Annotated in this window: 22 protein-coding genes, 1 tRNA gene and 2 pseudogenes; 9 read left to right on the forward strand and 16 right to left on the reverse strand. The window is 65.9% G+C overall.

From position 1 onward, the window contains the following. Nucleotides 1–5 precede the first annotated feature (5 nt). Nucleotides 6–1,043: a zinc-dependent alcohol dehydrogenase family protein gene (locus J0F76_RS13690; RefSeq protein WP_207470262.1), complete on the reverse strand. Its 1,038-nt coding sequence runs from the start codon at nucleotides 1,041–1,043 to the stop codon at nucleotides 6–8. Between the two features lie 109 nt (nucleotides 1,044–1,152). Here J0F76_RS13690 and J0F76_RS13695 point away from each other — a divergent pair, with 109 nt between their 5' ends. After that, entirely contained in the window at nucleotides 1,153–1,650 is a 498-nt protein-coding gene (locus J0F76_RS13695) for an Lrp/AsnC family transcriptional regulator (RefSeq protein WP_341351599.1), read from the forward strand. Nucleotides 1,651–1,656: 6 nt separating this feature from the next. On the opposite strand, the gene J0F76_RS13700 is transcribed toward J0F76_RS13695, so the two are convergent. Next, nucleotides 1,657–2,484, reverse strand: a complete 828-nt coding sequence (locus J0F76_RS13700) for a TetR/AcrR family transcriptional regulator (RefSeq protein WP_207470263.1) — start codon at nucleotides 2,482–2,484, stop codon at nucleotides 1,657–1,659. Nucleotides 2,485–2,567: 83 nt separating this feature from the next. Between J0F76_RS13700 and J0F76_RS13705 the strand changes: the two genes are divergently transcribed. Next, on the forward strand, nucleotides 2,568–3,638 hold the full coding sequence (locus J0F76_RS13705; protein ID WP_207470264.1) for an efflux RND transporter periplasmic adaptor subunit: 1,071 nt from the start codon (nucleotides 2,568–2,570) through the stop codon (nucleotides 3,636–3,638). Beyond that, complete coding sequence (locus J0F76_RS13710) at nucleotides 3,635–6,685, forward strand: efflux RND transporter permease subunit (RefSeq protein ID WP_207470265.1); 3,051 nt, start codon at nucleotides 3,635–3,637, stop codon at nucleotides 6,683–6,685. Before J0F76_RS13705 ends, J0F76_RS13710 begins: the two co-directional genes overlap by 4 nt. A 216-nt stretch (nucleotides 6,686–6,901) precedes the next feature. Here the strand turns inward: J0F76_RS13710 and J0F76_RS13715 are convergent, their stop codons facing one another. Together J0F76_RS13715 and J0F76_RS13720 are read right to left on the reverse strand one after the other, a co-directional pair. Further along, on the reverse strand, nucleotides 6,902–7,477 hold the full coding sequence (locus tag J0F76_RS13715; protein ID WP_207470267.1) for an SLC13 family permease: 576 nt from the start codon (nucleotides 7,475–7,477) through the stop codon (nucleotides 6,902–6,904). A gap of 87 nt (nucleotides 7,478–7,564) precedes the next feature. Then, nucleotides 7,565–8,322, reverse strand: a protein-coding gene (locus J0F76_RS13720) for an IS5 family transposase (RefSeq protein ID WP_207470269.1) whose coding sequence is annotated in 2 segments (ribosomal slippage) — nucleotides 7,565–7,986 and nucleotides 7,986–8,322 — 759 coding nt in all. Because the reading frame shifts where the segments join, the coding sequence is not laid out codon by codon here. A 60-nt stretch (nucleotides 8,323–8,382) separates the two neighbouring features. Here J0F76_RS13720 and J0F76_RS13725 point away from each other — a divergent pair. Continuing rightward, a pseudogene (locus J0F76_RS13725) lies at nucleotides 8,383–9,399 on the forward strand (ATP-binding protein); the annotation flags it as partial. Between the two features lie 141 nt (nucleotides 9,400–9,540). Here the strand turns inward: J0F76_RS13725 and J0F76_RS13730 are convergent. The 5 genes and pseudogenes from J0F76_RS13730 to J0F76_RS13750 all read right to left on the reverse strand — a co-directional run bounded on the left by J0F76_RS13730 (nucleotide 9,541) and on the right by J0F76_RS13750 (nucleotide 12,244). After that, nucleotides 9,541–10,340: pseudogene (locus J0F76_RS13730) on the reverse strand (IS5 family transposase). 140 nt (nucleotides 10,341–10,480) lie between these two features. Next, a complete protein-coding gene (gene rpsO / locus J0F76_RS13735; RefSeq protein ID WP_207101770.1) occupies nucleotides 10,481–10,750 on the reverse strand; it encodes a 30S ribosomal protein S15 in 270 nt (89 codons plus the stop codon). Between the two features lie 135 nt (nucleotides 10,751–10,885). After that, the gene (locus J0F76_RS21185) at nucleotides 10,886–11,797 is read right to left on the reverse strand and encodes a calcium-binding protein (protein WP_278250434.1); all 912 of its coding nucleotides are present in this window, start codon (nucleotides 11,795–11,797) and stop codon (nucleotides 10,886–10,888) included. Between the two features lie 168 nt (nucleotides 11,798–11,965). Continuing rightward, nucleotides 11,966–12,091 carry a type B 50S ribosomal protein L36 gene (gene ykgO, locus J0F76_RS13745; RefSeq protein WP_028725484.1) on the reverse strand — a complete coding sequence of 42 codons (126 nt, stop codon included), beginning with the start codon at nucleotides 12,089–12,091 and terminating at the stop codon, nucleotides 11,966–11,968. Between the two features lie 78 nt (nucleotides 12,092–12,169). After that, nucleotides 12,170–12,244, reverse strand: a tRNA-Val gene (locus J0F76_RS13750). Between the two features lie 158 nt (nucleotides 12,245–12,402). Here J0F76_RS13750 and J0F76_RS13755 point away from each other — a divergent pair. From J0F76_RS13755 to J0F76_RS13770, 4 genes are all read left to right on the forward strand, one after another. Beyond that, complete coding sequence (locus tag J0F76_RS13755; protein WP_207470272.1) at nucleotides 12,403–13,269, forward strand: N-formylglutamate amidohydrolase; 867 nt, start codon at nucleotides 12,403–12,405, stop codon at nucleotides 13,267–13,269. A gap of 92 nt (nucleotides 13,270–13,361) precedes the next feature. Next, on the forward strand, nucleotides 13,362–14,183 hold the full coding sequence (locus J0F76_RS13760) for an SPFH domain-containing protein (RefSeq protein WP_207470311.1): 822 nt from the start codon (nucleotides 13,362–13,364) through the stop codon (nucleotides 14,181–14,183). Next, the gene (locus tag J0F76_RS13765; protein WP_242690212.1) at nucleotides 14,183–14,443 is read left to right on the forward strand and encodes an NfeD family protein; all 261 of its coding nucleotides are present in this window, start codon (nucleotides 14,183–14,185) and stop codon (nucleotides 14,441–14,443) included. The genes J0F76_RS13760 and J0F76_RS13765 overlap by 1 nt, the downstream gene beginning before the upstream one ends. 29 nt (nucleotides 14,444–14,472) lie before the next feature. Next, entirely contained in the window at nucleotides 14,473–14,931 is a 459-nt protein-coding gene (locus tag J0F76_RS13770; RefSeq protein WP_242690213.1) for an NUDIX hydrolase, read from the forward strand. Here the strand turns inward: J0F76_RS13770 and J0F76_RS13775 are convergent. Together J0F76_RS13775 and pyrF are read right to left on the reverse strand one after the other, a co-directional pair. Beyond that, complete coding sequence (locus tag J0F76_RS13775; RefSeq protein ID WP_207470275.1) at nucleotides 14,879–15,604, reverse strand: hypothetical protein; 726 nt, start codon at nucleotides 15,602–15,604, stop codon at nucleotides 14,879–14,881. The genes J0F76_RS13770 and J0F76_RS13775 overlap by 53 nt on opposite strands. A 55-nt stretch (nucleotides 15,605–15,659) precedes the next feature. After that, nucleotides 15,660–16,343, reverse strand: coding sequence for an orotidine-5'-phosphate decarboxylase (pyrF, locus tag J0F76_RS13780; RefSeq protein WP_207470276.1), 684 nt, complete (start codon nucleotides 16,341–16,343; stop codon nucleotides 15,660–15,662). 155 nt (nucleotides 16,344–16,498) lie between these two features. Between pyrF and clpB the strand changes: the two genes are divergently transcribed. Beyond that, nucleotides 16,499–19,132, forward strand: coding sequence for an ATP-dependent chaperone ClpB (gene clpB, locus J0F76_RS13785; RefSeq protein WP_207470277.1), 2,634 nt, complete (start codon nucleotides 16,499–16,501; stop codon nucleotides 19,130–19,132). A 283-nt stretch (nucleotides 19,133–19,415) separates the two neighbouring features. Here clpB and dxs read toward each other — a convergent pair whose 3' ends face one another. The 5 genes from dxs to J0F76_RS13810 are packed head-to-tail and all read right to left on the reverse strand — an operon-like array spanning nucleotide 19,416 to nucleotide 25,029. Beyond that, on the reverse strand, nucleotides 19,416–21,332 hold the full coding sequence (dxs, locus tag J0F76_RS13790) for a 1-deoxy-D-xylulose-5-phosphate synthase (RefSeq protein WP_207470279.1): 1,917 nt from the start codon (nucleotides 21,330–21,332) through the stop codon (nucleotides 19,416–19,418). 36 nt (nucleotides 21,333–21,368) lie between these two features. Next, nucleotides 21,369–22,232 carry a polyprenyl synthetase family protein gene (locus J0F76_RS13795; RefSeq protein WP_207470280.1) on the reverse strand — a complete coding sequence of 288 codons (864 nt, stop codon included), beginning with the start codon at nucleotides 22,230–22,232 and terminating at the stop codon, nucleotides 21,369–21,371. Beyond that, nucleotides 22,232–22,468 carry an exodeoxyribonuclease VII small subunit gene (locus J0F76_RS13800; protein WP_207470282.1) on the reverse strand — a complete coding sequence of 79 codons (237 nt, stop codon included), beginning with the start codon at nucleotides 22,466–22,468 and terminating at the stop codon, nucleotides 22,232–22,234. Before J0F76_RS13800 ends, J0F76_RS13795 begins: the two co-directional genes overlap by 1 nt. Beyond that, nucleotides 22,465–23,382 carry a histone deacetylase family protein gene (locus J0F76_RS13805; RefSeq protein ID WP_207470284.1) on the reverse strand — a complete coding sequence of 306 codons (918 nt, stop codon included), beginning with the start codon at nucleotides 23,380–23,382 and terminating at the stop codon, nucleotides 22,465–22,467. Before J0F76_RS13805 ends, J0F76_RS13800 begins: the two co-directional genes overlap by 4 nt. After that, nucleotides 23,383–25,029 (reverse strand): MFS transporter, encoded by a 1,647-nt coding sequence (locus J0F76_RS13810; protein WP_207470286.1) that lies wholly within the window; start codon nucleotides 25,027–25,029, stop codon nucleotides 23,383–23,385. Between the last annotated feature and the right edge of the window lie 114 nt (nucleotides 25,030–25,143).

Consider the following 25,143-nt stretch of genomic DNA (forward strand, 5'->3'; position numbering starts at 1 on the left):
GCGGATCAGAAGCGGGTGATGACGGTTGCGCCGACCGATTGGAACTTGTCCATATCCATCAACGCCTGTGGCGCATCTGCCAGGGCGATCCGATCGCCGACCAGCCGCGCGGGGTTCAGCTTGCCGCTGCTGACCAGGTCCAGCATCGCGCCATAGCGATGCGCCTGCATCCCGTGAGAGCCCAGAAGCTGGATTTCCTGCCCGACGATCCTGGGCATCGGGATTGCGGGCGCAGCGTGTTCGCCCAGCATCAGGCCCACCTGAACATGCTTGCCGCGCGGACGCAGGCACAGGATCGAATTGGTCATCGTCACCGGATGCCCCAGCGCATCAAGCGATACATGCGCACCGCCACGGGTGATATCGCGGATGGCGCCGGGCACGTCCGCCTCGCGCCCGTCGATCGCCGCGACGGCCCCCAGTTCACGGGCGAAGTTCAGTTTCGCCGGATCAAGATCGACGCCGATGACATTTGCCCCGGCTGCCGCAGCGATCATCACGGCCGATAGTCCGACCCCGCCGCAGCCGTGGATCGCGACCCATTGGCCCGCGCTGACCCTGCCCTGATCGATCACCGCCCGGAACGATGTAGCAAAGCGACAACCAAGGCTGGCCGCCGTGGCGAAATCCATACTGTCGGGCAGCGCGACAAGGTTCAGATCGGCCTGATGGATGCCGACATATTCGGCAAAGGATCCCCAATGGGTGAAACCGGGCTGTTCCTGATGCAAGCAGACCTGCTGCTGACCCGCGTGACATTCCGAACAGCTGCCGCAGCCGCAAATGAAGGGCACCGTGACCTTGTCGCCGACCTTCCAGTTCGTGACATCCTTGCCCACCGCCTCGACGATGCCCGCCAGTTCGTGTCCCGGCACATGGGGCAGGTCGATATCGTCGTCATGGCCCATCCATCCGTGCCAGTCGCTGCGACAGACACCCGTGGCGGCGACCTTCAGCACGACCCCATCTGGCTGAGGCGCGGGATCCTTCGCCGTGACCAGCCGCGGGGCTTCCTGAAATTTTTCGAACATGACGGCTTTCATCGCGACCTCGTGCTGATTGAGTTTCGGTGGCGATCATAGGAAGTGCAGCGGCAAATCCATTGCCATTCCTGGCCTGATATTCGAATAATGGGGCAATATCTTTTCTGTTGTGACGAATTTGAAGGGATTTCTGCCCATGCCTGATATCGATGTCGTCAATGCCCAGCTCTTGTCGCTGTTGCAGGATGATGGCCGCATGACCAATGCCAGACTGTCCGAGCATCTGGGTATGAGCGAGACGCCCTGCTGGCGCCGCCTGAAGCGGCTTGAGGAAAGCGGTGTCATCGAGGGCTATCAGGCCAATCTGAATCGCCGCAAGCTGGGGTTGGGTGTGATGGCGTTCGTGCAGCTGCGCTGTTCGGAACATGATCAGGCCGCCACGGCCGAGTTTCAGCGCATCGTGCAGACCACGCCGAACATCCTGTCCTGCCATAACACGACCGGCGCAGATGATTTTCTGCTGATCGTCGTGGCGCGTGATCTGGATGATTACAGCAGCTTCGTGGACAGTACCCTGCGGCGGCTTCCGGGCGTGACCAGCATCCGTTCGAACCTGTCGCTGAAAGAGATGAAGGCTTCCAGCAAGCTGCCCGTCGCCGCGCGGTAAACCCGGTCAGCTCGGTTGCGGGCTGACGGCATCTTTCGGCGCTGCCGCCGACAGGAAAAAATCGACTGCCGCGTCCAGAACCTGCAGCCTGTCTGTCGTCACCGTCAGTTCGCCCATTTCGAACAGCGAATCCCATGCATGCGGCAGCAGGACGGATTCGCAGAAATGCCGGGCCAGAAACCCGGCATCGCCCTGTAACTGACCCTGCGCAATCAGGCGCTCCATCACCAGCTGAACCATCTCAAGCCCCGGTCGACGCCAGCGCCGTTCCATCATCTCGGCCAGATCGGGCGCGGCCTGGCATTCCGAAATCACCAGCCGCAGCATCATGACCGAGTCGCGGTCCATGATCGCGTTCAGCATGGCGCGGGCCAGTTGCCGCAACATCTGATCCGCCGGGCCGTCAGCGGCGGCAAGCTGGCGCGGGGTCTGCAACTTGCGTTCGGTGAAGGCGGTCACGACAGCCTCCAGCAACGCCTTCTTGTCGGGAAAGCGGGCATAGATGGTCTGCTTGGATCCGCCAAAGCGCCGTGCGACATCCTGCATGGTCGTGGCCCCGTAACCCTTGCCAAGAAACAGCGCGGTTGCGGCCTCGACGATCCTTTCCGCCGCTTCGGCCGAAGGGGGCCTGCCGCGCAAACGGCAGCCTCGGGTCAGTTCCTTGATTTCGGCTTTCACTTTGACGGGAACCTCGCTAAAGAATTCCGAAACTGCCCGGTTCCGTAATTGTCTAGCCAAGATCCGCTGAAGTTTGAAGGCATATCGCACATGATTTCGCAATTTTCCGGAACACGGGCTGTGACCCGGCTGCGCGTGCGGCCCGGTCGTCGCCATAACGCGCCGGGGCCATGAGGGCGGCATCCGTCCAGACGCCCGCCACCTTTCCCCCATTTCAGGTTTCACTTCGAAGGTTTCTCATGAGATCACTCTCTCTTCTTGTTTCCGGGCTGCTTGCGCTGCTCTGCGCCGTCCCGGCCTTGGCGCAGGAGGATCTGCGACCGGCCAAGCTGATGGTGGTGCAGCCGTCGCAGGATGTCGTCAGTCGCCGTTTCTTTGGCCGGATCACGGCGCGGAATACCGTCGATCTGTCCTTCCGCGCCGGAGGTCAGATCGAGAAACTGCCCATCCGTGAAGGCGAATTCGTCAAGCAGGGCGATCTGCTTGGCAAATTGGATACCGGTCCCTTCGAACGCGCGGTGCGCGAGGCGCAGGCCCAGCTGGATCAGGCCGAAAGACAGTTGAAACGCGTGACCGAACTGGGTGCCGGGATCGTGCCGCAGGCCGATATCGACGATGCCCGCACCGCCCGCGACGTGGCGCAGGTCGGCTATGACGATGCGGTCGAAAACCTTGAGGACGCGGCCCTGATCGCGCCGTTCGACGCGCTGATCTCGCAGCGTCTGGCGGACCGTTATGCGACCATCGCGGCGGGCGAGCCGATCGTGCGCGCCCATGACATGAGCGAGGTCCAGATCGAGATAAAGGCCCCCGAAATCCTGTTTCGCAAGTTCGGCGAACAGCCGGAATTCGCGGCCAAGGCGCGGCTGACTCATGACGGCCCGCTGTATCCGCTGGAATTTCGCGAACTGACCGCCGAGGCGACCGAGGTGGGCCAGACCTATCGCGTGTCCTTCGCGCTGACGACGGACACGCCCGACCATCTGCTGCCCGGCGCTTCGGCGACCGTGCTGACCGAAATTTCGCGCGCGGATGGCAATGGTGTGGTGATCCTGCCTGCCAGCGCATTGCGTTTCGCGCCTGATGGCACGGCGCAGGTGCTGGTCTTTGCCGCCGATGAGGGCGACGCGCAGACCGGAACGCTGACTGCCCATGACGTGGTGATCGAGCCCGGATCGGGCACCTCTTTCCGCATGATCGAGGGGCCGGAGCACGGCGCGACCATCGTGGCTGCCGGCGCGGCCATGCTGTCCGATGGCGACCGCGTGCGTCGCTTTGGCGGTCTGTCGGATGACGGGGGGCAGCCATGAACCTTGCACGCAAGGCGATCGAAGCCTCGCTGCTGACCTGGCTGCTGATCCTGGGTTGTCTGGGGGGCGGGCTGTGGGGCTATCTGAATGTCGGGCGGCTGGAAGACCCGGCCTTCACGATCAAGACGGCGGTGGTCTTTACCAGCTATCCGGGCGCCACGGCGGCGCAGGTCGCGCGCGAAGTGACCGAGCCGCTGGAATCCGCGATTCAGCAGATGGGCGTGCTGGATACCGTGACCTCATCGAACAAGCCCGGCCAGTCGCGTATCGACGTGGAAATCCTGCCGACGGTCAAGGGCGATGAGCTGCCGCAGGTCTGGGACGAGCTGCGCAACCGCGTCGCCGATGCCGCCGGGCAACTGCCCGAAGGCGCGGCCCAGCCCATCGTCAACGACGATTTCGGCGATGTCTTCGGCATCTATTTCGCCGTGACCGCGCCGGGTTTTTCCGATGCCGAGATCCACGAGATTTCCAGCTTTCTTCGGCGCGAGATCCTGACCGTCGATGGTGTTGCCGACGTGTCGGTCGCGGGCCTGCCCGAAGAGGCGGTCTATGTCATGCCCGACATGGCCATCGCGTCCAATCTGGGCGTCCCGCCCGCCGCGCTGACCCAACAGATCAGGGCCGCCGCGCAGATCGCCTCGGCCGGGTCGCTGGCCGCGGATGGCAAGCGGTTCGATCTGGACGTGCCCCGCAGCACCGACAGCGTGGACGCGCTGCGCGAATTGACCATCAATGTCGGCAGCACGGTCGTTCAGATGACCGATATCGCCACGGTCGAACGGGGCCGCGTCGAAACGCCGCGCCAGATCATCCGTTTTAACGGCCAAGAGGCGTTCACCCTGGGTGTCTCCGGGATCGCCTCGGAAAACATTGTCGATATCGGCAATCGCGTGGATGCAAAGCTGCAGGACCTGCGCGGCGATCTTCCTCATGGCGTTGAATTTCACCCGATCTATCAGCAGCATGTCGTGGTCGATGAATCCTCGACCGGGTTTCTGAAGAACCTGGCCATGTCGGTCGCGCTGGTGGTGATCGTGCTGGCGGTGTTCATGGGGTGGCGGTCTGCGGTGGTTGTCGGCGCGACGCTGTTTCTGAACGTGATCGGCACCTTCTTCTTCATGGCGCTTGGCGGCATCGAGATGGAGCGGATCTCGCTTGGGGCGCTGATTATCGCCATGGGGATGCTGGTCGACAATTCGATCGTCGTGGCCGAGGCGATGCAGATCAAGATGCAGGGCGGCAAAACGTCCCGCGAGGCGGCGGATGAGGGCGCAAGCCGCATTCAGTTGCCGCTGCTGGGCGCGACCGTCATCGGGATCATGGCCTTTGCCGGGATCGGTCTTTCGCCCGACGCGACCGGCGAATTCCTGTTCTCGCTGTTCGCCGTCGTCGGGATCTCACTGTTGCTATCCTGGGTATTGGCGCTGACCGTCACGCCGCTGCTGGCGCATTACGTGTTCAAGCGTGGCAACGAAGGCGATGACGGCTATTCCGGCCCGATCTTCAACGCCTATCGCAAGGTGCTGGGCTTGTCTTTGCGCGTGCGCTGGCTGTTTCTGGCCGGTATGGTCGTGGTGACGGCATTGTGCTATCGCGGCTTTGCTCAGGTTCCGCAGCAGTTCTTTCCCGACAGCAACACGCCGATCTTCTACGCCCATTACAAGCTGCCGCAGGGCAGCGACATTCAGGCGGTATCGCGCGATTTGGAACAGGCCGAGGATTGGCTGCTGCAACGCGATGACGTCACCTCGGTGGCAAGCTTCATCGGCGGTGGCGCCACGCGCTTCATGCTGACCTATTCGCCCGAGGAATCGATGCCGACCTATGGGCATCTGATCATCAGGACCGAAACGCTGGACGCGATCCCGCCCCTGCTGGACGATCTGAATGCCTTTGGCCGCGAGACCTTGTTCGCGGGCGAGTTCCGCACCGAACGCCTGGCCTTCGGGCCGGGCGGCGGGGCGCCGATTCAGGCGCGGATTTCAGGGTCCGATCCGGCGGTGCTGCGCGATCTGGCCCAGCAGGTCAGCGATACATTGAAGGCGCAGGACGCGCCGCTGATGGATATCCGCACGGATTGGCGCGAATACGAACCCGTGCTGGTGCCGCAATATGCCACCCAGCGTGCGCAGACGGCGGGGATCACACGCTCCGACATTGCCGACGCCAGCCTGATGGCGACCGAGGGCATGACCGTTGCCACCTATCAGGAAGGCGACCGGCAGATCCCCATCCGCATCCGGTCGCGCGAATTCGGGGAAACCCCCGATCTGTGGGAGCAGATGATCTATTCCGATGCGGCGGGCGATTACCTGCGGATGGAACAGCTGATCGACCAGATCGACTGGCAGCCGCGCAACACCCTGATTCAGCGGCGTAACCGCGTGCCTACGATCACGGTCGAGGCGGGCCTGCCAAGCGGCACCAACGCCTCGGCGGTCTTTTCCCAGATCCGCGACGCGGTCGAGACCGTGCCGATGCCCAGTGGCTATCGCATGGAATGGGGCGGCGAATATGAAAGCAGCACCGATGCGCAGGAAAGCCTGGGCGGGCAACTGCCGATGACGATCCTGATCATGATCCTGATCTCGATCCTGCTGTTTGGCCGGTTGCGTCAGCCGCTTATCGTCTGGCTGCTGGTGCCGATGGCGGTGAACGGCGTGGTGATCGGCCTGCTGGTCACCGGGTTGCCGTTTTCCTTCACCGCACTGCTGGGCCTTTTATCGCTGTCGGGGATGTTGCTGAAGAACGGCATCGTGCTGGTCGAGGAAATCGATCTGGTCCGCGCCGAGGGCGTGCCCTTCCGCCACGCGATCATCGAGGCATCGACCTCGCGTCTGCGGCCCGTGGTTCTGGCGGCGGCGACGACGATCCTGGGCATGGCACCGTTGTTGTGGGATCCGTTCTTTGCCTCGATGTCGGTGACGATCATGGGCGGGCTGGCCTTTGCGACGATCCTGACCCTGATCGCCGCGCCGACCTTCTACTATGTGCTGTTCAGCCGCGAACATAAGGCCGAGGCCGCGATCCAGCCCACGCTTTAGCACCTGTCATGCCAATCCGCCGTGGCCCCGGATACGGGGCCACGGTTCTTTGAGGGTAAGATCGTCAGCGGCTGGCCGCGCCGATAGGCCAAGAACCTCAGTGCGTTGTCCCGTCACCGCATAGGCGGAAAAGTCCCAGTCCGGATGGGTCCACCGGAATGCGTGCTGCACGTGGTCCACGGTCCCGAACATCATTGAAAACCACGAGCGTTCGGGTCACTTGCCGACCGCCATCGGTAGGGCCAGCGACAATTGTGGAACGAAGGCCACCAACAGCAAGACCGCGACCAGCGGGATCAGGAAAGGCGCGGTCGCCCGGACGCAGCGATCGAATCTGACGCCCGATACCGCCGCCAGCACATACAGGACCAGACCGACAGGCGGTGTCAGCAATCCGATCGTCAGCGCCAGCACGATGACCACGCCCAGATGGACCGGATCGATCCCGACCGAGGTGGCGACTGGCAGCAGCACCGGCACCAGAATGGTGATCGCCGCAACGGTTTCCAGAAACAGCCCAAGCACAAGGACGATCAACAGGATCGCAAGCATCACGAAGGCCGGGCTGTCCGAGATTGACAGGATCGACCCCGAAAGATGGGCCGCGATCTGGTTCGACACCAGTATCCACGCAAAGATCGCCGCGCTGGCGATGATCAGAAGGATCGCCCTGGTGGTCTGCAACGTGTCGAAACTGACGCGCAGAAGATGTCGCCAGATCCAGTCCGACCGTGATAAACTCCGACATGACCGCCTCCCAATTTGGATTGTCGCGATCCCACCTTGGCACATCGATGCCGCCGGGGGGGGGGGCGGTTACAGCATCAGAGCCCATTGTCGTCTATCGGTCCCTGACCTAGGGTCAGGACTCGTTCTCGATCATAGCCAGAAGATGACGGTAGCGGCGAGAAGGATGGCGGAGAAGAATGTCTCGGGGCATCGGTCGTATCGGGTGGCAACGCGCCTCCAGTCCTTGAGGCGCCCGAACATGATCTCGATGCGGTTGCGGCGCTTGTAGCGCCGCTTGTCGTATTTGACCGCCTTCTTGCGGTTCTTCCGGCCGGGAATGCATACCCTTATCCCCTTGTCTTTCAACGCTTCTCGGAACCATTCGGCATCATACCCTCTGTCCGCAAGCATCCAGCCAGCCTTTGGCAAGCTGCTCAGCAGGGCCGCTGCTCCGGTGTAGTCGCTCACTTGCCCGGCCGACATGAAGAACTGGATCGGGCGTCCTTTCGCGTCGGTGACTGCGTGCAGCTTGGTGTTCATGCCGCCTTTCGTTCGCCCGATCTGGCGCCCGCGCCCCCTTTTTTCACCCCAAGGCTCGAGGCCGTGCGATGTGCTTTCAGATAGGTCGCGTCGATCATGATCGTCTTGTGTTCGGCGCTCTCGGCGGCCAGGCCCATCATAATCCGGGCGAAGACCCCGTTCTCGCTCCAGCGTTTCCAGCGGTTGTAGAGCGTCTTGGCGGGCCCGTATTCCCTCGGCGCGTCGCACCATCGCAAACCATTGCGGTTGATGAAGATTATGCCGCTCAGAACACGCCGGTCATCGACGCGGGGCCTGCCATGGCTCTTGGGAAAGAAGGGTTTGAGGCGCGCCATCTGCGCCTCGCTCAGCCAGAAAAGGTTGCTCATCAATCAGGTCTCCTTGCGGGGCCTGAATCACGTCAAACGCCTGAAATCAATGGGTCTGGAGCCTACCTGTCGGGCGCCATCGAGGTCGATGTGGACGCGCTGTCGGACGGCGAAACCGTCCATGTCGCCGGCATCATGGAGCATATCGAGGAAGCCGGCGTCCATTCCGGCGACAGCGCCTGCTGCCTGCCGCCGCATACGCTGGACGCCGCCACCATCGACGAGTTGAAGCGCCAGACGGTCGCCATGGCCCGTGCCCTGAACGTGCGCGGGTTGATGAACGTCCAGTTCGCCATCAAGGACGGCACCATCTACGTGCTGGAGGTCAACCCCCGCGCCTCGCGCACCGTGCCCTTCGTCGCCAAGGCCACCGACAGCGCCATCGCGTCCATCGCGGCGCGGCTGATGGCGGGCGAGCCGATGTCGAACTTCCCCGCCCGCGCGCCCTATCCCGAAGGCGTCGGCCCCGAGGACGACCTGCCCTTCGCCGACCCCCTGACGCTGGCCGACCCCCTCACCCCTTGGTATTCTGTCAAGGAAGCCGTGCTGCCCTTCGCCCGCTTCCCCGGCGTCGACACGCTGCTCGGGCCGGAGATGCGTTCCACCGGCGAGGTCATGGGCTGGGACCGCAACTTCGCCCGCGCCTTCCTGAAGGCGCAGATGGGCGCGGGCACCCACCTGCCGGACGAGGGCCGCGTGTTCATCTCCGTGAAGGAAGCCGACAAGACCGAGGCCTTGGCCCAGGCCGCGCGCGACCTGCTGTCCATGGGCTTCTCGCTTGTCGCCACCAGCGGCACCGCCGACTGGCTGGCCCGGGCCGGGGTCCAGGCCGACCGCGTGAACAAGGTCTACGAAGGCCGTCCGAACATCGTGGACCGTCTGAAGAACGGCGACATCGCGATGGTCCTGAACACCACCGAAGGCGCGCAGGCCATCGCGGACTCGCGCGAGATCCGCGCCGTCGCCCTTTACGACAAGATCCCGTACTTCACCACGGCGGCCGGCAGCATCGCGGCAGTCGCGGCGATCAAGTCGCGGGGCGAGGGCGAGGTCGGCGTGCGGGCGCTGCAGGCCTGAGAGGAGTTTCTCGCCTGGATCCAGCCGCAAACCCAGGCTTTCAGAGGTCCAGCCCTGAAAAGGGAGTGTTCGCTGACCTGTTTTGCGGTGATGAGTCCGAGGACCAGGGATCGACCCCCTGGACCAATCCTCTAAGAACATCTAACAAAACCGTTTGATCTGGTTTAGGCAGATGAGGGCGCAGCCGAGGATCACGAAAGCCTCGTGGATGTCGGCGCGCCGCTCGTAGCGGATGGCGAGGCGGCGAAAGCGGTTGAGCCATGCCAGTGTCCGCTCGACGACCCAACGGTGCCGGCCCAGGCTTTCGCTGCTGTCCATGCCGCGCCGGGCAATGCGCGGCTTGATCGCACGTTTCCGGCATTCGCTCCGGCAGCGGTGATGGTCATAGGCCTTGTCAGCGTGGAGCTTGCCGGGGCGCTTGCGGGGACGGCCACGGCCATGGCGCACGCCAGGCACGGCATCCAGAGCGGGTGCCAGCATCATGCTGTCGTGCCGGTTGGCCGGGCTCAGGCGCACCCCGAGCGGGGTGCCCCGCAGGTCGACCACAAGATGGCGCTTCGTGCCCGGTTTGCCGCGATCCGTGGGGTTCGGGCCGGTCTCGGCACCCCCCTTTTCGCAGCAACGGCGGCGCTATCAAGGGACGCTCGGCTCCAGTCCAGTTGTCCCGCCTCAGAGAGGCGCTCCAGAAGAACGCGATGAAGCCTGGTCCAGACGCCGGCTGCCTGCCAGTCGCGCAGCCTGCGCCAGCAGGTCATGCCGGAGCAGCCAAACTCACGCGGCAGCATCTCCCAGGGAATGCCAGATCGCAGAACGAAAATGATGCCGGCCAACGCCAGCCGGTCATCGCATCGAGGGCGGCCGCCCTTCGGCTTCGGCCGCTCCCTTGGCAGGAGCGGCGCAATGGCCTCCCACAGATCATCGGATACAAGGGGCTTGCTCATGGCCTCTCAACGCATGAGCAGCGGTTTTGTTAGGCGCTCTACGCAATGGCCTCCCACAGATCATCGGATACAAGGGGCTTGCTCATGGCCTCTCAACGCATGAGCAGCGGTTTTGTTAGGCGCTCTTAGACCGGCTGCGATCAGCGACGCAGGCCCAGCTTGCCGATCAGGTCGGTATAGCGGGCTTCGTCCTTCTTCTTCAGGTAGTCCAGCAGCTTGCGGCGCTGCGCCACCAGCTTCAGAAGACCACGACGCGAGTGGTTGTCCTTCTTGTGGGTCTTGAAGTGCTCGGTCAGGGTGGCGATGCGCGACGACAGGATCGCGACCTGCACTTCGGCCGAACCGGTATCGCCGGCCTTGGTGCCGAATTCCTGGATGACGCGGGCTTTTTCTTCAACGGTGATCGACATCGGGATCTCCTTTCAGGAAAGGGGTTATGGCGCAGGCCGGGATGTCGTCCAGCACTGGCCCGTGGAGTGTCCGCCCGGCAGACGCCGGAGGATGCGCGCCTATAAGGGAAAAGCCGCCGAAAGGAAAGGGGGTCGTTATCCGGACAACCGGACGATCACGATGTCCGACGCGGCAAGCCCGCCGGCCTGCAGCATCCGGCCGACGGCCTCGCCGTCGACGGTGATCAGGACGGTGCCGTCCTCGTCCTCGGCCAGATCGATCTTGGCGTCCCGGGCAATGCTGTCGGGCAGGTGCAGGACCATCTCATCCTCGGTCGCGTCGAAGTCGGCGATGACCGGCAGGGTGCCGGGCGCCTGCTGCAGCACGAACTGATCGGCGCCGTCCTGCCCTTCGGCAAAGTCGCCTGCGCCGGGCGCCAGGGTATCGCTTCCCTCGCCACCGTGCATCCAGACCGTGTCGGGATCGCTGTCGCCGACCAGATGGTCGTTGCCGCGCCCGCCGTCCAGGTCGTCCGCGCCGCCGCCCGAGACCAGCACGTCGTCACCGTCATTGCCCGACAGCCAGTCGTTTCCCGTACCTCCGAACAAGGTGTCGCCGCCTTCGCCGCCGTAGAGGGTGTCGTCGTCCTCATCCCCCCAGATGATGTCGTCGCCACCCTGCCCTGCCAGCGAATCGGCGCCCGCGCCGCCCCGGATTTCATCCGCGCCTGCGGCATCATAGGTACCGTCGCCCTGCACCCAGTCGTCGCCCGAACCGGCAGTGATCGTGTCGTCGCCCGCACCGCCCAGCAGGTCGTCGGCACCGGGCCCGCCCTCGATCGCCTCGCTTTCCGCAGGCTCCTCGGGCAGCGGCAGATCCGGCCCCGGTTCGAAAACCCCTTTTTCGGGCATCCCTGAACTGACGCCCCCCACCTCGCCCCTGTCAGGGTCGCCGATGGCAGAGGGCAGGCCGTCCTGATCATCCTCATCCTCGTCCGGGCGCGCCGCGGTCAGGTCCAGCGCCGCGCCGGCTGCGGCAAGGGCCATCAGACTTGCAAGGATGAACATCAGGAAACCCCGCACAAAGTTCGCAAACCGGCTGCAGGAAAGGGTACAACCTGAACGTGTCGTTAACCAAATACTTTGTTAAGGAACGGTTAATTCGCACGAACATGAAAAAACCCGCCGTTCAGGCGGGTTGTTCCGTTTTCACGATGATCCGGACGTTCCGGCCGATCAGCCCTGGCGGGCCTTGAAGCGGCGGTTGGTCTTGTTGATCACGTAGATGCGGCCTTTGCGGCGCACGATCTGGCAGTCGCGGTGCCGGCTCTTGAGCGAGCGGAGCGAGTTGCGAACCTTCATCGGTCTTCTCCATCACGCGGCTCGCAGCCGCAGGAAAACGAAATGCCCCCGACGCGCTTGCCGGGGGCGGCGAAAAAATGGTGGGCGGTACTGGGATCGAACCAGTGGCCACTACGATGTCAACGTAGTGCTCTACCGCTGAGCTAACCGCCCGTTCCTTGGGCCATCCCGTCCGCATCCCGAAGGAAACATTCCGAACCGCCTTTGGTCCGCGTGTCTATATAGGGGGCCTCGGGGGGTTTCAAGCCCTATCGCAGCAAGAAAATAATGGTCTATAAGGTTCCTGAGGAAACCGCCTGCCGGGGTCTGACTTGACCGAATCCGACCTTCCCGTCCTGATCGAACGGCCTGATCGCTGGGTCAGCGGCGTCATTTTCGGTTCACCGCATTCCGGCTGCATCTATCCCGACTGGTTCCTGGAAGGCACCAAGCTGCCGCCCGAAACCCTCCGATCGTCCGAGGACGCCTTCGTGGACCGGCTGATATCGGGCGCCCCGTCCTTCGGCGCCGTGACGATTCGCGCGCAGGTGCCGCGCGCCATCGTGGACCTGAACCGCGCCCCGGACGAGATCGACCCCCTTGTCGTGCGCGGCGTTCCCCGCCACCCGCTGAACCAGCGCACGCTTGCGGGCCTTGGCGTGATCCCGCGCGTCGTGTCGCAGGGCCGGGCGATCCTCGAACGCCCGATAGAGCGCGCCGAGGCCGAGCGCCGCATCAACGCCTATTGGCGGCCCTATCACCAGGCCTTGGCCGCCCTGATCGCCGAGGCGCGCGCCCGGTTCGGCCAGGCGATCCTGATCGACATGCATTCGATGCCCCATGACGCGCTGAACCACCTGCACGGACCCCGCCCCGACATGGTGCTGGGCAACCGCCACGGGCTTTCGGCCGCCGCCCGCGTGTCCGACGCCATCGTCGCCGCCATCGAAAGCGAGGGCTGGCGCATCCGGCGCAATTCGCCCTTCGCGGGCGCCTATATCTGTTCCGCCTATGGCCGGCCCGGCCAGAACGTCCATGTGGTGCAACTGGAAATCAACCGCTCGCTTTACATGGACGAGGCGAGCATCGCCCCCCATGCCGGGTTCGACGACTTCGCGCTGCGGATCGGGCGGGCCGTCCGCAGGCTGGCCGTGCTGGATGCCCGGGGCCAGTCGGAAGCCGGGATCGCCGCGGAATAGAAGGAGAACGGGACCTGGAAGACCTGCCCGGCCTGATCGGCAATGCCCTTGGCCAGAACCTTGCCCTGATCGTCCTGGCCGTCGTGATCCTGATGGCGGTCACCTCATCGGTCAGGATCGTACCCCAGTCGGAAAAATACGTGGTCGAGCGCTTTGGCAGGCTGCATTCGGTTCTGGGGCCGGGCATCAACCTTACCGTTCCCTTTCTTGACCGCGTGGCGCACCGGATCTCGATCCTGGAACGGCAGCTACCGACCAACAGCCAGGACGCCATCACCGCCGACAACGTGCTGGTGCAGGTGGATACCAGCGTCTTCTATCGCATCATCGGGCCGGAAAAGACCGTCTACCGCATCCGCGACATCGACGCGGCCATCGCCACCACGGTTGCGGGCATCGTCCGGTCCGAGATCGGCTCGATGGAACTGGACGGGGTCCAGTCGAACCGCGCCCAAGTCATCACCCGCATCCGCGAATCGCTGGCCAATGTCGTCGACGACTGGGGGATCGAGGTCACGCGGGCCGAGATCCTGGACGTGAACCTGGACCAGGCCACCCGCGCCGCCATGCTGCAGCAGCTGAACGCCGAACGCGCGCGCCGTGCCCAGGTGACCGAGGCCGAAGGCAAGCGCCGCGCCGTCGAACTGGCCGCCGATGGCGAACTTTACGCCGCCGAGCAGCTTGCCAAGGCCAAGCGCGTCCTGGCCGACGCCGAGGCTTACGCCACCGCCGCCATTGCCGAGGCGATTTCCAGGAACGGGCTGGAGGCCGCGCAATACCAGGTCGCGCTGAAGCAGGTCGAGGCGCTGACCGAGGTCGGCAAGGGCCAGGGCAAGCAGGTCGCTCTGATGCCCGCTGCCGCGCTTGATGCCTTCACCGACGCCTTCGGCCTTTTGCGTGGGCGGTCATCGTGATGAGCGGCTGGCTGTGGCTGATCGCGGCCTTCCTGCTGGCGGGGGTAGAGCTGCTGGTGCCCGGCTGGGCCTTCATGGGGCTTGCGGCCTCGGTCGGGCTGATGGGCGTGCTGATGCTGACGGGGCTGTGGACGGCAGGCCTGCCGGTGACGCTGGTGGCGACGGCGGTCCTGTCGGCGGCGGCCTGGCTGCTGTTCCGCCGCCTCTGGCCGACGAGCCAGGGCGAAAAGCGCATCTGGGACCGCGACATCAACGAATGACGGCGCGAGAGGATGCCGGGAGCGGGTATTTGGACAACGAAGAAGCCGCGTTCCATGGCGCCAAGCTGGTCCTGACCCAAGGGGGGCGGCTGCTGACCTATCTGCGCGACGACCGGCCCGGACTGCCTTTTCCGGACCATTGGGATCTGCCCGGCGGCGGGCGCGAGGGAGGCGAATCCCCCCTTCGATGCGCCCTGCGCGAGTTGCACGAGGAATTCGGGCTTTGCCTGCCGCCGTCGCGCCTGACAGGCCGTGCCTTTGCGTCGCGCCAGTTTCCCGGCTGGCGATCCTGGCTGTTCGCGGGGACCCTGACTGCCGCGGATGTCGCGGGTATCCGGTTTGGCGACGAGGGGCGGGAATGGCGGATGATGCCGCTGGCGGATTTCGTCAGCCATCCGCGTGCGATCCCGCAGTTCCGGGATCTGGTCGCAGAGCTTACCGCATCGCCGCCACGGTCCGCACCAAGGGCCGCAGCGCATCCCCCTTGACCATCCAGCTTGTCGCGAAGGCGAAGGTGGCGATGGTTTCCAGCCAGAAGACCGGGCGCAATCCTTGCAGCCGGTTTTCCAGCCCGGTGGCGAACATCACCCCGACCAGACCGATGCTGACAAGGATCGTCCAGCCGCAGATCCGGTAGATGCGGTTCGAGGCGTCCTTCTCGGCCCCGTCCACCGTGCCCTTGGTGAACAGCACGAGGCAATAGACCGCCAGCGCGCCGAAGAACACCGCCGCGGCCGTCAGATGCACGAGCGAGGACAGGTCGGCCCCCAGCAGGCACTGCAGCATCGTGCAGCTTGTTCCCACGGAAGGCTCGGCGGGCGCCTTGGCGGGACTTGTCGGCACCAGAGCCACAAGCGCAATGGCGACCGCCGCGACCCTTGCCGTCGTCCTGTCGCTGACCAGATCGCCCGCGTCGGGGCGGAACCCCTCGTAGCTCCAGAGAAAGACCGCCTGCGCGATCAGGGTGCCCACGAAGACCTCTCGCATGGGGGTATAGTAGGCCGAGGAGATGCTGGTCAGGATGCCGCCGCTGGAAAGGCCGTAGGCCAGCAAGGCAAGGGGCAGGAAGAAGCCCAGCGCCCCGATGGCCCGCCTGACGGCCAGGAACGACAGCACCAGGTCGTTATGGGATTTCTGCCAGATACCGTGATCGTCCGCCATCGCACCCCCTCCCGGTTTCGGGCAAGGTTGCGCGGATGGCGCGGACGGTCAATCGTCAGTCGCGCATCTCGGCCAGGATCGCCCGGGCTGCGGCGCGGGGATCGGTGGCTTGCCAGATGGGGCGGCCGACAACGATGTGATCGACCCCAGCCGCAATGGCGCTGGCGGGAGTTTCCACCCGCTTCTGATCGCCCAGGTCGGCGCCCGCGGGACGCACCCCCGGCGTCACGATCAGCCGCGATCCCGGCAGGGCGCGGATCGCCGTGGCCTCTCTGGGGGAGCAGATGATGCCGTCGGCCCCGGCCTCGAAGGCGCGGGCGGCGCGTTCCACGGTGATGTCGTGGATGTCGCCCGGCTGGATCATGCCCGCGTCCAAGTCGGCCCGCTCCAGCGATGTCAGGATGGTGACGGCAAGGATCTTCAGCTTCGATCCGGCGGCGCCTTCCTTTGCGGCGCGCACCACATGCGGATCGCCATGCACGGTCAGGAAATCCAGGTCGAACCGGGCCAGCCCGCGCACGGCCGATTCCACCGTGGCGCCGATGTCGAACAGCTTCATGTCCAGGAAGATGCGCTTGCCGTGTTCCTCTTTCAGTTCCTGCGCAAGCGCCAGGCCGCCGCCGGTCAGCATTCCCAGGCCGATCTTGTAGAAGCCGGCGGCGTCGCCCAGCTTTTCCACAAGCTCCAGCCCCGCCAGTGCGTTCGGCACATCCAGCGCCACGATCAGCCGGTCATCCATGCTGCCATCCTTGTCCCTGAAATCGCGGCGTTATGGCACATCGCCAGGCCGCTTGAAAGCGCTGCAAGACTTACCAGATGATAGTCGAAGACCCGAACCGGGGCGCGCCGACAGGGCGCCCGCGACGCGGGGGCTAACACAAGGAGAATGTGCCGATGAACATGGAAAAGTTCACCGAGCGGTCTCGCGGCTTCATGCAGGCCGCCCAGACCATCGCGATCCGCGAGGAAAACCAGCGGGTCGTCCCCGAACATCTGCTGAAGGCGCTGATGGACGACGACCAGGGGCTGTCGTCGAACCTCATCACCCGCGCGGGCGGCGATGCCCGGCGCGTCAAGGAAGCCGTCGATCTGGCCGTGGGAAAGCTGCCCAAGGTCAAGGGCGGCAACAACCAGGTCTATGTGGACCCCAGCCTGGTGCGTGTCCTGGACGAGGCCGAGCAGGTGGCGAAAAAGGCGGGCGACAGCTTCGTGCCGGCCGAGCGCATCCTGATGGCGCTGGCGATGGTCAACACCAACGCCCGCGATGCATTGTCGGCCGGTGGCGTGAATGCGCAGAACCTCAATGCCGCGATCAACGACATCCGCAAGGGCCGGACGGCGGACAGCGCCAGTGCCGAGGACAGCTACGAGGCGCTGGAGAAATACGCCCGCGACCTGACCCAGGCGGCGCGCGACGGCAAGATCGACCCGATCATCGGCCGGGACGAGGAAATCCGCCGCGCCATGCAGGTGCTGTCGCGCCGCACCAAGAACAACCCGGTGCTGATCGGCGAACCCGGCGTGGGCAAGACCGCCATCGCCGAGGGGCTGGCCCTGCGTATCGTCAACGGCGACGTGCCTGAATCGCTGCGCGACAAGAAGCTGATGGCGCTGGACATGGGCGCGCTGATCGCCGGATCGAAATATCGCGGCGAGTTCGAGGAACGGCTGAAGTCGATCCTGAAGGAGATCGAGAACGCTGCCGGTGAAATCATCCTGTTCATCGACGAGCTGCACACCCTTGTCGGCGCGGGCAAGACCGACGGCGCGATGGATGCCGCGAACCTGATCAAGCCGGCCTTGGCGCGGGGCGAACTGCACTGCGTCGGTGCAACCACGCTGGACGAATACCGCAAGTATATCGAAAAGGACGCGGCGCTCGCCCGGCGCTTCCAGCCGGTCATGGTCGAGGAGCCGACGGTCGAGGACACGATCAGCATCCTGCGCGGCATCAAGGAGAAGTACGAGCTTCACCACGGCGTCCGCATTTCCGACGCGGCCCTGGTCGCGGCGGCCACGCTGAGCCACCGCTACATCACCGACCGTTTCCTGCCCGACAAGGCCATCGACCTGATGGACGAGGCGGCCTCGCGCCTGCGCATGGAAGTGGACAGCAAGCCCGAGGAACTGGACGCGCTCGACCGCCAGATCCTGCAGATGCAGATCGAGGCCGAGGCGCTGAAGAAGGAAGACGACGCGGCATCCAAGGACCGGCTGGAACGACTGGAAAAGGACCTGTCCGACCTCCAGCAGCGCAGCGCCGAGATGACCGCGCGCTGGCAGGCCGAACGCGACAAGCTGGAAGGTTCGCGCAACCTCAAGGAGCAGCTTGACCGCGCGCGGGCCGAGCTGGACCAGGCCAAGCGCGAGGGCAACCTCGCCCGTGCTGGGGAACTGTCCTACGGCATCATCCCCGGCCTGGAAAAGCAGCTTTCCGAAGCCGAATCCGGCGACGGGCTGATGGTCGAGGAAGCCGTGCGCCCCGAGCAGATCGCCGAGGTCGTGGAACGCTGGACCGGCATCCCCACCAGCAAGATGCTGGAAGGCGAGCGCGAGAAGCTTCTGAAGATGGAGGAACAGATCGGCGCCCGCGTCATCGGCCAGCAAGAGGCCGTGGTGGCGGTGTCGAATGCCGTCCGCCGCGCGCGGGCGGGCCTGAACGACGAGAACCGCCCGCTGGGCAGCTTCCTGTTCCTTGGGCCCACCGGCGTCGGAAAGACCGAACTGACCAAGGCGCTTGCCGAATACATGTTCGACGACGACAGCGCCATGGTCCGCATCGACATGTCCGAGTTCATGGAAAAACATTCCGTGGCGCGTCTGATCGGCGCCCCTCCGGGCTATGTCGGCTATGACGAGGGCGGCGTGCTGACCGAGGCCGTGCGGCGGCGTCCCTATCAGGTGATCCTGTTCGACGAGGTCGAGAAGGCCCACCCGGACGTGTTCAACGTGCTGCTGCAGGTTCTGGACGACGGCGTCCTGACCGATGGCCAGGGCCGGACGGTGGACTTCAAGCAGACGCTGATCATCCTGACCTCGAACCTCGGGTCTCAGGCGCTGTCGCATCTGCCGGAAGGGTCGGATTCGACCGATGCCCGCCATCAGGTGATGGAAGCGGTCCGGGCGCATTTCCGGCCCGAATTCCTGAACCGCCTGGACGAGATCATCATCTTCCGCCGCCTGTCGCGGCAGAACATGGACGGGATCGTCTCCATCCAGTTGCGGCGCCTGGAACAGCGTCTGGCCGGTCGCAAGATCGCGCTGGATCTGGATGACGACGCGCGCAAGTGGCTGGCGGACCAGGGCTATGACCCGGTCTTCGGCGCCCGTCCGCTGAGGCGGGTGATCCAGCGTGCCCTGCAGGACCCCCTGGCCGAACTGCTGCTGTCGGGCGAGGTTCTGGACGGGCAGACGGTGCAAGTCGGCGCGGGCCATGACGGGCTGATCGTCGGAAGCCGCATCGGCCGTGCCGGTCACAAGCTGGGCGCGGTCGGCGAAGGGCCGAAGCCGGACGCGACCGTCCACTAAGCCGGCGCAAGACAGGACGCGGGGCGATTGCGCGCCCCGCGTTCTTCATTCCGAAGACCGCCAGAGACGGCGCGGGAGGAGGGACGGGTCTCTGGCGGCATGGCGGCCAAGGCCGCCAGGTTCGGGAGGAGATGGAACAGACTCACACGTTCCACAAAACCAGAATACGCGCGTGGCGGGAAAGTTTCAGCCCTGCCCGCCGCAATCCGTGACGCATCGCGGGGAACAGGGATGCCGTGCCATTCCGGTCAGCGAACTGCCCGGAAAAGCATCAGCCTTGCGATCAGGCCGTCCTGCCCGCCAGTCGCGCCACGCCCATGACCTCCAGCACCTTGGCTTCGATATGGGCGGCGTTCAGGGCCGAGCTGTCATACATGGCGAAGGGCGCGTCGTGGTCGACGAAGCGGTCGGGCAGCACCATCGACCGGAAGCGCAGCCCGCCGTCGAAGACCCCCTCGTCTGCCAGAAGCTGCGCGACATGGCTGCCGAAGCCGCCGACCGCGCCTTCCTCCAGCGTGATCAGCGCGTCATGGGTGGCAGCCAGCCGCAGGATCAGGTCGCGATCCAGCGGCTTGGCAAAGCGCGCATCGGCCACGGTGGGGGTGATGCCGCGCGCGCCCAGGGCCTCGCAGGCTTTCGCAGCCTCGGACAGGCGGGTGCCGAAGGACAGCAGGGCGACACCCTTGCCCTCGCGGACGATGCGGCCCTTGCCGATCTCCAGCACCTGCCCGCGTTCGGGCATCTCGACGCCGGTGCCCTCGCCGCGCGGGAAGCGGAAGGCGATGGGGCCGCTGTCATGGGCGGCGGCCGTGGCGACCATGTGCACCAGTTCCGCCTCGTCGGCGGCGGCCATGACGACCATGCCGGGCAGGTTCGCCAGGAAGGCGATGTCATAGGCCCCGGCATGGGTCGGCCCGTCCTGGCCCACCAGCCCGGCGCGGTCGATGGCAAAGCGCACGGGCAGGTTCTGGACCGCCACGTCATGGACCACCTGGTCATAGCCGCGCTGCAGGAAGGTGGAATAGATCGCGCAGAAGGGCTTCATGCCGCCCGCCGCAAGCCCCGCCGCGAAGGTCACGGCGTGCTGTTCGGCGATGCCCACGTCAAAGGTCCGGCGGGGGAAGCGTTCGGCGAACTGCTTGAGACCCGTTCCGTCCGGCATGGCGGCGGTGATGCCCACGATCTTCTCGTTGCGCCCGGCCTCGTCGATCAGGGCTTGGGCGAAGACGGCGGTATAGCTGGGGGCGTTCGATTTCGCCTTGGCCTGCACGCCCGTCACCATGTCGAACTTGCCCGTGGCATGGCCACGATCCGCCGCGTTCTCGGCCGGGGCGTAGCCCTTGCCCTTTTTCGTCACCGCGTGGATCAGCACCGGGCCGGTCGCGCGCGCCTTGACCGTGCGCAGCAGCGGCAGAAGCTGGTCCAGGTCGTGCCCGTCGACAGGGCCGATATAGGAGAATCCCAGTTCCTCGAACAAAGTGCCGCCGATAGTCATGCCCTTCAGCATTTCCTTGGCCCGGCGCGCGCCCTCCTGAAAGGGCGGCGGCAACAGGCCCACGGCGCCCTTCGCGGCGGCCTTCAGGTCCTGGAAGGGACGGCGGGTGTAAAGGCTGGTCAGGTAGGACGACAGCGCGCCCACCGGCGGGGCGATCGACATCTCGTTGTCGTTCAGGATGACGATCAGCCGCTTGCCCAGGTGGCCCGCGTTGTTCAGCGCCTCGAAGGCCATGCCCGCGCTCATGGCGCCGTCGCCGATCACCGCGATGGCGTCGCCCGGATCCCCGCCCAGGTCGCGCGCCACGGCAAATCCCAAGGCCGCGCTGATCGAGGTGCTGGAATGACCCGCCCCGAAGGGGTCATAAGGGCTTTCGGCGCGCTTGGTGAAGCCTGCAAGCCCGCCGCCCATGCGCAGGGTGCGGATGCGGTCCCGCCTGCCGGTCAGAATCTTGTGGGGATAGCACTGGTGGCCCACATCCCAGATGATCTTGTCGCGCGGCGTGTCGAAGACCGCGTGCAGCGCCACGGTCAGTTCCACCACGCCCAGGCCCGCGCCCAGATGCCCGCCGGTGACGCTGACCGCGCTGATCGTTTCCGACCGCAGTTCGTCGGCCAACTGGTGCAGCTCGCGGTCGCTCAGCGACTTCAGGTCCGAGGGCAGCTTGACCCGGTCGAGGATCGGCGTCTTGTAAGTGTCGGTCATGGGCTGGCCCTCTCAGGCATTGCGGGCGGGCGTCGTTCAGGTGTCACGTTCGATAACGAAACGCGCCAAGTGGCGCAAGTTTCCGGCCCGGGGACCGTAAGGCACCAGCGCGGCATCGGCTGCGGCGATCAGCCGCGCGGCCTCGGCCCGCGCGCCGTCCAGGCCCAGCAGGGACACGAAGGTGGCCTTGCCCGCCGCCACATCCTTGCCGACGCGCTTGCCGGTCACATCTTCGTTGCCGGTCACGTCCAGGATGTCGTCGGCGATCTGGAAGGCCAGGCCCACCGCATCGGCATAGGCGGCCAGCGGCGCGGGATCGGCATCCGCGATCAGCGGCCCGGCCAGGGCGGCAAAGCGGATCAGCGCGCCGGTCTTGCCGCCTTGCAGTTGGGTGATCTGGTCCAGCGTCAGCGGCGCGGCTGCCGTTTCGGCGGCGATGTCGAGCGCCTGCCCCCAAACCATGCCTGCGCCGCCCACCGCCTGCGCGAACGCCGCGACCAGCCGCACGCGCGCGGCGGGATCGCCAACCGCAGGATCGGCCAGCAGCCCGAAGGCGAGCGTCTGCAGCGCATCGCCCGCCAGGATCGCGGTGGCCTCGGACCATTTCACATGGACGGTCGGAAGGCCCCGGCGCAGGTCGTCGTCGTCCATGGCCGGCAGATCGTCATGGACCAGCGAGTAGGCGTGCAGCGCCTCGACCGCCGCGGCGACGGGCAGCGCGGCATCGTCGGCCACGCCATGCAGGCGGGCCGATTCCATGACCAGAAAGGCCCGGACGCGCTTGCCGCCCGTGCAGGCATAGGCCATGGCGTCGCGCAATTCGCCCGGCGGCAGGGCGGCAATGGCCCGGTCGAGCGCGGCCTGGACCTGCGCCTTCACGGCCTGCAATCGGTCCTGCATCACAGCCCCTCGGCCGGTTCCGTTCCCGTGGGCTGGCCATTGGCCGCGAGGGTAATCTTTTCCACCCGGTCCTCGGCCTCGCGCAGGCGTTTTTCGCAATGCTGGCGCAGGGCAGCACCGCGTTCGTAAAGGCGGATCGATTCGTCCAGCGTCGCGTCGCCGGTTTCCAGCTTGCCGACCGTGGCCTCCAACTCCTTCATGGCTTCCTCGAAGCTCATGGTCGCGATGTCGTTCATGTTCCGGCCTCCAGCAGCACTTGGACATGGGCGCGGACGGACCGGCCCAAAGCCGAAAGATCATAGCCACCTTCCAGGCAGGATACCACCGGGGCCGACAGATCCGCCGCCACCTCGCAGATCATGCGGGTGACGGCGGCGAAATCGCCGTCGTCCCATTCCAGTTGCGCCAGGGGATCGGCGGCATGGGCATCGAACCCCGCCGAGACGATCACCAGTTGCGGCCGGAAATCGCGGGCGCGCGCCAGGATGCCGCGCCAGGCCGCCAGCCCTGCCGCGCCGTCCGATCCGGGCCGCAGCGGCACGTTCACCACCTGGCCATGCGCGCCGGTTTCGCTTGCCGACCCCGTGCCGGGGTAAAGCGGCATCTGGTGGGTCGAGGCGAAGAAGGCGCGCCCTTCGTCCCACAGCAGATCCTGCGTGCCGTTGCCGTGATGGACGTCGAAGTCCAGCACCGCCACGCGGTCCAGCCCGTGATGGTCCAGGGCGCGCATGGCCGCGATGGCCGCATTGCCGAAGAGGCAGAAGCCCATCGGCTTTTCGCGCTCGGCATGGTGGCCGGGCGGGCGCATGGCGACGAAGGCATTCGCGGCCTCGTCCGCCAGAACGGCATCGACTGCGGCGACGGCCCCGCCCGCGCCGCGCAGGGCGGCATCCAGGCTGCCCGGCGACAGGTGCGTGTCGGCGTCCAGCATCTGCCAGCCTTCCTCGGGGATTGCGGCGCGGATGCGCTCCAGGTAGCGCAAGGGATGGCAGCGCAGGATGTCGGCTTCCTCCGCGCGCGGCGCCTCGCGCCGGTCCAGGGGCAGGTCGGCCAGCGCCTCGATCACGGCGGCGTATCGGGCCACCTGCTCGGGGTGGCCGGGGGGCGTGATATGGCGTTCGGCATCGGGGTGGGTGAACAGGGCCGTCATTCAGACCTCCATCTTGCCCAGCAGGGGCAGGTCGTCCTCGGGGCCGACGCTGTGGCGTTCGATCATGCGGTGGACAAGGGGATCGCCCTCGCCCTGATGCAGGGCGCGGAGCGCCACGGCCACCTCGGCGTCGGACTTGGTGCGGCGCAGGTTGTGGCGGACATATTCGTCCCAGGTGGCGATGTGATAGCTTTCGGACCACAGGTCGGGATGTTCCAGGTCGCGCAGAAGGGCCCAGTTCCGCGCGCCGTCGCGGCGGCGGATGTTGCGGCGCAGGCCCATCAGGCGCAGGAACTCGGGCGTGTCGGTCTGGGCGATGCGGTAATCCACCATCACCATGATCGGCCCGGACCGGCCGCGCAGATCCAGCCGCAGCGCGGGTTCGCGAAAGCGGTTGACCGGGTCCAGGTCGGCGGTGCCGAATTCCGGCGCCTTGAACCAGAAGCCGACGACCGCACCCGCCAGCAGCACCAGGCCTGCGGCCGTCAGCGCATCGCCCAGCCCATGCGCCCCGGCGATGCCGCCCCAGACCCAGGAACCCGCCGCCATGCCGCCGAACGTCGCCGTCTGGTAAAGCGCCAGCGCGCGGGCCACGACCCAGCGGGGGGTGGACAGTTGCACCGTCACGTTGAACAGCGACAAGGCCAGCACCCAGGACGCCCCGGCGGGCAGCAGCGCCAGGGCGTGCAGCCAGATGCTTTGCGTCTGCCCCAGCACGACCGCCGACAGCGCAAAGCCCGCGAAGGCCATGCGCACGATGTTCTCGTTGTTGAAGCGCGCCCGGATGCGGGGGTTCAGGGCCGCCCCGACGATGGCGCCGATGCCGTAGCAGCCCAGAAGGCCGCCGAACAGCATGGACCCGCCCTCGGGGTGGCTTTTGGCAACCAGCGGCAGCAGCGCCAGGACCGACACGGCGGCAAAGCCGAACAGGGCGCCGCGCCCGATCACCTTCATCAGGTTCGGCGACAGGAAGACATAGCGCAGGCCGGCGGCGACGGCGGGCATGAACGCCTCGGGCGGGGCGGTGCGCGGGGCGATGTTCGGGCGCCAGCGGAACAGGGCGCCCAGCAGGGGAACATAGCTGGCCGCGTTGACGGCAAAGGCCGCTGCCGCGCCGAATCCCGCGACGATGAAGCCGCCCGCGGCGGGCCCCACGCTGCGCATCAGGTTGAACCCGACCGAGTTCAGCGTGACCGCCGCCGGCAGGTCGGCGCGCGGAACCAAGTCGCCCATGCTGGCCTGCCAGGGCGGGTTGTACAGCGCCTGCCCCGCTCCGATCAGGAAGGTGAAGGCCAGAAGCAGCCAGGGCGTCAGCCAGCCCTGCCAGGCGACCACCGCCAGCAGGACGGACACCGCCGCCATGAAGCATTGCGCGAACAACAGGATCGCCTTGCGGTCGAAGATGTCCGCCAGCGCGCCCGAGGCCAGCGCCAGCAGCATGATCGGCAGCGTGTTCGACGCCTGCACCAGCGCGATCAGCGTGGCGCTGTCGGTCAGCTGCGTCATCAGCCAGGCCGCGCCGACCGCCTGGACCAGGCCGCCGAAATTCGAGATCAGCGTGGCGCCCCACAGCAGGCGGAAGTCGTGATACCGAAACGGAGCAAGGGCTGACGGGGATGGGGGCCGGGATGCTGTCTGGTCGGTCACGGGAACTGTCGCTCTGGCTTCGGGGTGCAGCCTGGCCTGCCGGGTGGCCGGGGGCAATCTGCGGTCAGGTTAGCGCGCTTGCAGGTGGCAATGAAACCAAAGCAAACGATAAGT

Origin of the sequence: Paracoccus fontiphilus (assembly GCF_017356265.1) — a bacterium.
GTDB classification, from domain to species: domain Bacteria; phylum Pseudomonadota; class Alphaproteobacteria; order Rhodobacterales; family Rhodobacteraceae; genus Paracoccus; species Paracoccus fontiphilus.

Excerpts from the sequence above, each read along its gene's own strand:
- J0F76_RS13690 (WP_207470262.1), bottom strand. The coding sequence starts at position 1,043 with ATGAAAGCCGTCATGTTCGAAAAATTTCAGGAAGCCCCGCGGCTGGTC.
- pyrF (WP_207470276.1), bottom strand. The coding sequence starts at position 16,343 with ATGGATGACCGGCTGATCGTGGCGCTGGATGTGCCGAACGCACTGGCG.
- J0F76_RS13795 (WP_207470280.1), bottom strand. The coding sequence starts at position 22,232 with ATGCAGGACCGATTGCAGGCCGTGAAGGCGCAGGTCCAGGCCGCGCTC.
- rpsO (WP_207101770.1), bottom strand. The coding sequence starts at position 10,750 with ATGTCGATCACCGTTGAAGAAAAAGCCCGCGTCATCCAGGAATTCGGC.
- J0F76_RS13710 (WP_207470265.1), top strand. The coding sequence starts at position 3,635 with ATGAACCTTGCACGCAAGGCGATCGAAGCCTCGCTGCTGACCTGGCTG.
- J0F76_RS13765 (WP_242690212.1), top strand. The coding sequence starts at position 14,183 with ATGAGCGGCTGGCTGTGGCTGATCGCGGCCTTCCTGCTGGCGGGGGTA.
- J0F76_RS13800 (WP_207470282.1), bottom strand. The coding sequence starts at position 22,468 with ATGAACGACATCGCGACCATGAGCTTCGAGGAAGCCATGAAGGAGTTG.
- J0F76_RS13775 (WP_207470275.1), bottom strand. The coding sequence starts at position 15,604 with ATGGCGGACGATCACGGTATCTGGCAGAAATCCCATAACGACCTGGTG.
- J0F76_RS13715 (WP_207470267.1), bottom strand. The coding sequence starts at position 7,477 with ATGTGCCAAGGTGGGATCGCGACAATCCAAATTGGGAGGCGGTCATGT.
- J0F76_RS21185 (WP_278250434.1), bottom strand. The coding sequence starts at position 11,797 with ATGTTCATCCTTGCAAGTCTGATGGCCCTTGCCGCAGCCGGCGCGGCG.
- J0F76_RS13805 (WP_207470284.1), bottom strand. The coding sequence starts at position 23,382 with ATGACGGCCCTGTTCACCCACCCCGATGCCGAACGCCATATCACGCCC.
- J0F76_RS13700 (WP_207470263.1), bottom strand. The coding sequence starts at position 2,484 with ATGGCGACGACCGGGCCGCACGCGCAGCCGGGTCACAGCCCGTGTTCC.
- ykgO (WP_028725484.1), bottom strand. The coding sequence starts at position 12,091 with ATGAAGGTTCGCAACTCGCTCCGCTCGCTCAAGAGCCGGCACCGCGAC.
- clpB (WP_207470277.1), top strand. The coding sequence starts at position 16,499 with ATGAACATGGAAAAGTTCACCGAGCGGTCTCGCGGCTTCATGCAGGCC.
- J0F76_RS13705 (WP_207470264.1), top strand. The coding sequence starts at position 2,568 with ATGAGATCACTCTCTCTTCTTGTTTCCGGGCTGCTTGCGCTGCTCTGC.
- dxs (WP_207470279.1), bottom strand. The coding sequence starts at position 21,332 with ATGACCGACACTTACAAGACGCCGATCCTCGACCGGGTCAAGCTGCCC.
- J0F76_RS13760 (WP_207470311.1), top strand. The coding sequence starts at position 13,362 with ATGGCGGTCACCTCATCGGTCAGGATCGTACCCCAGTCGGAAAAATAC.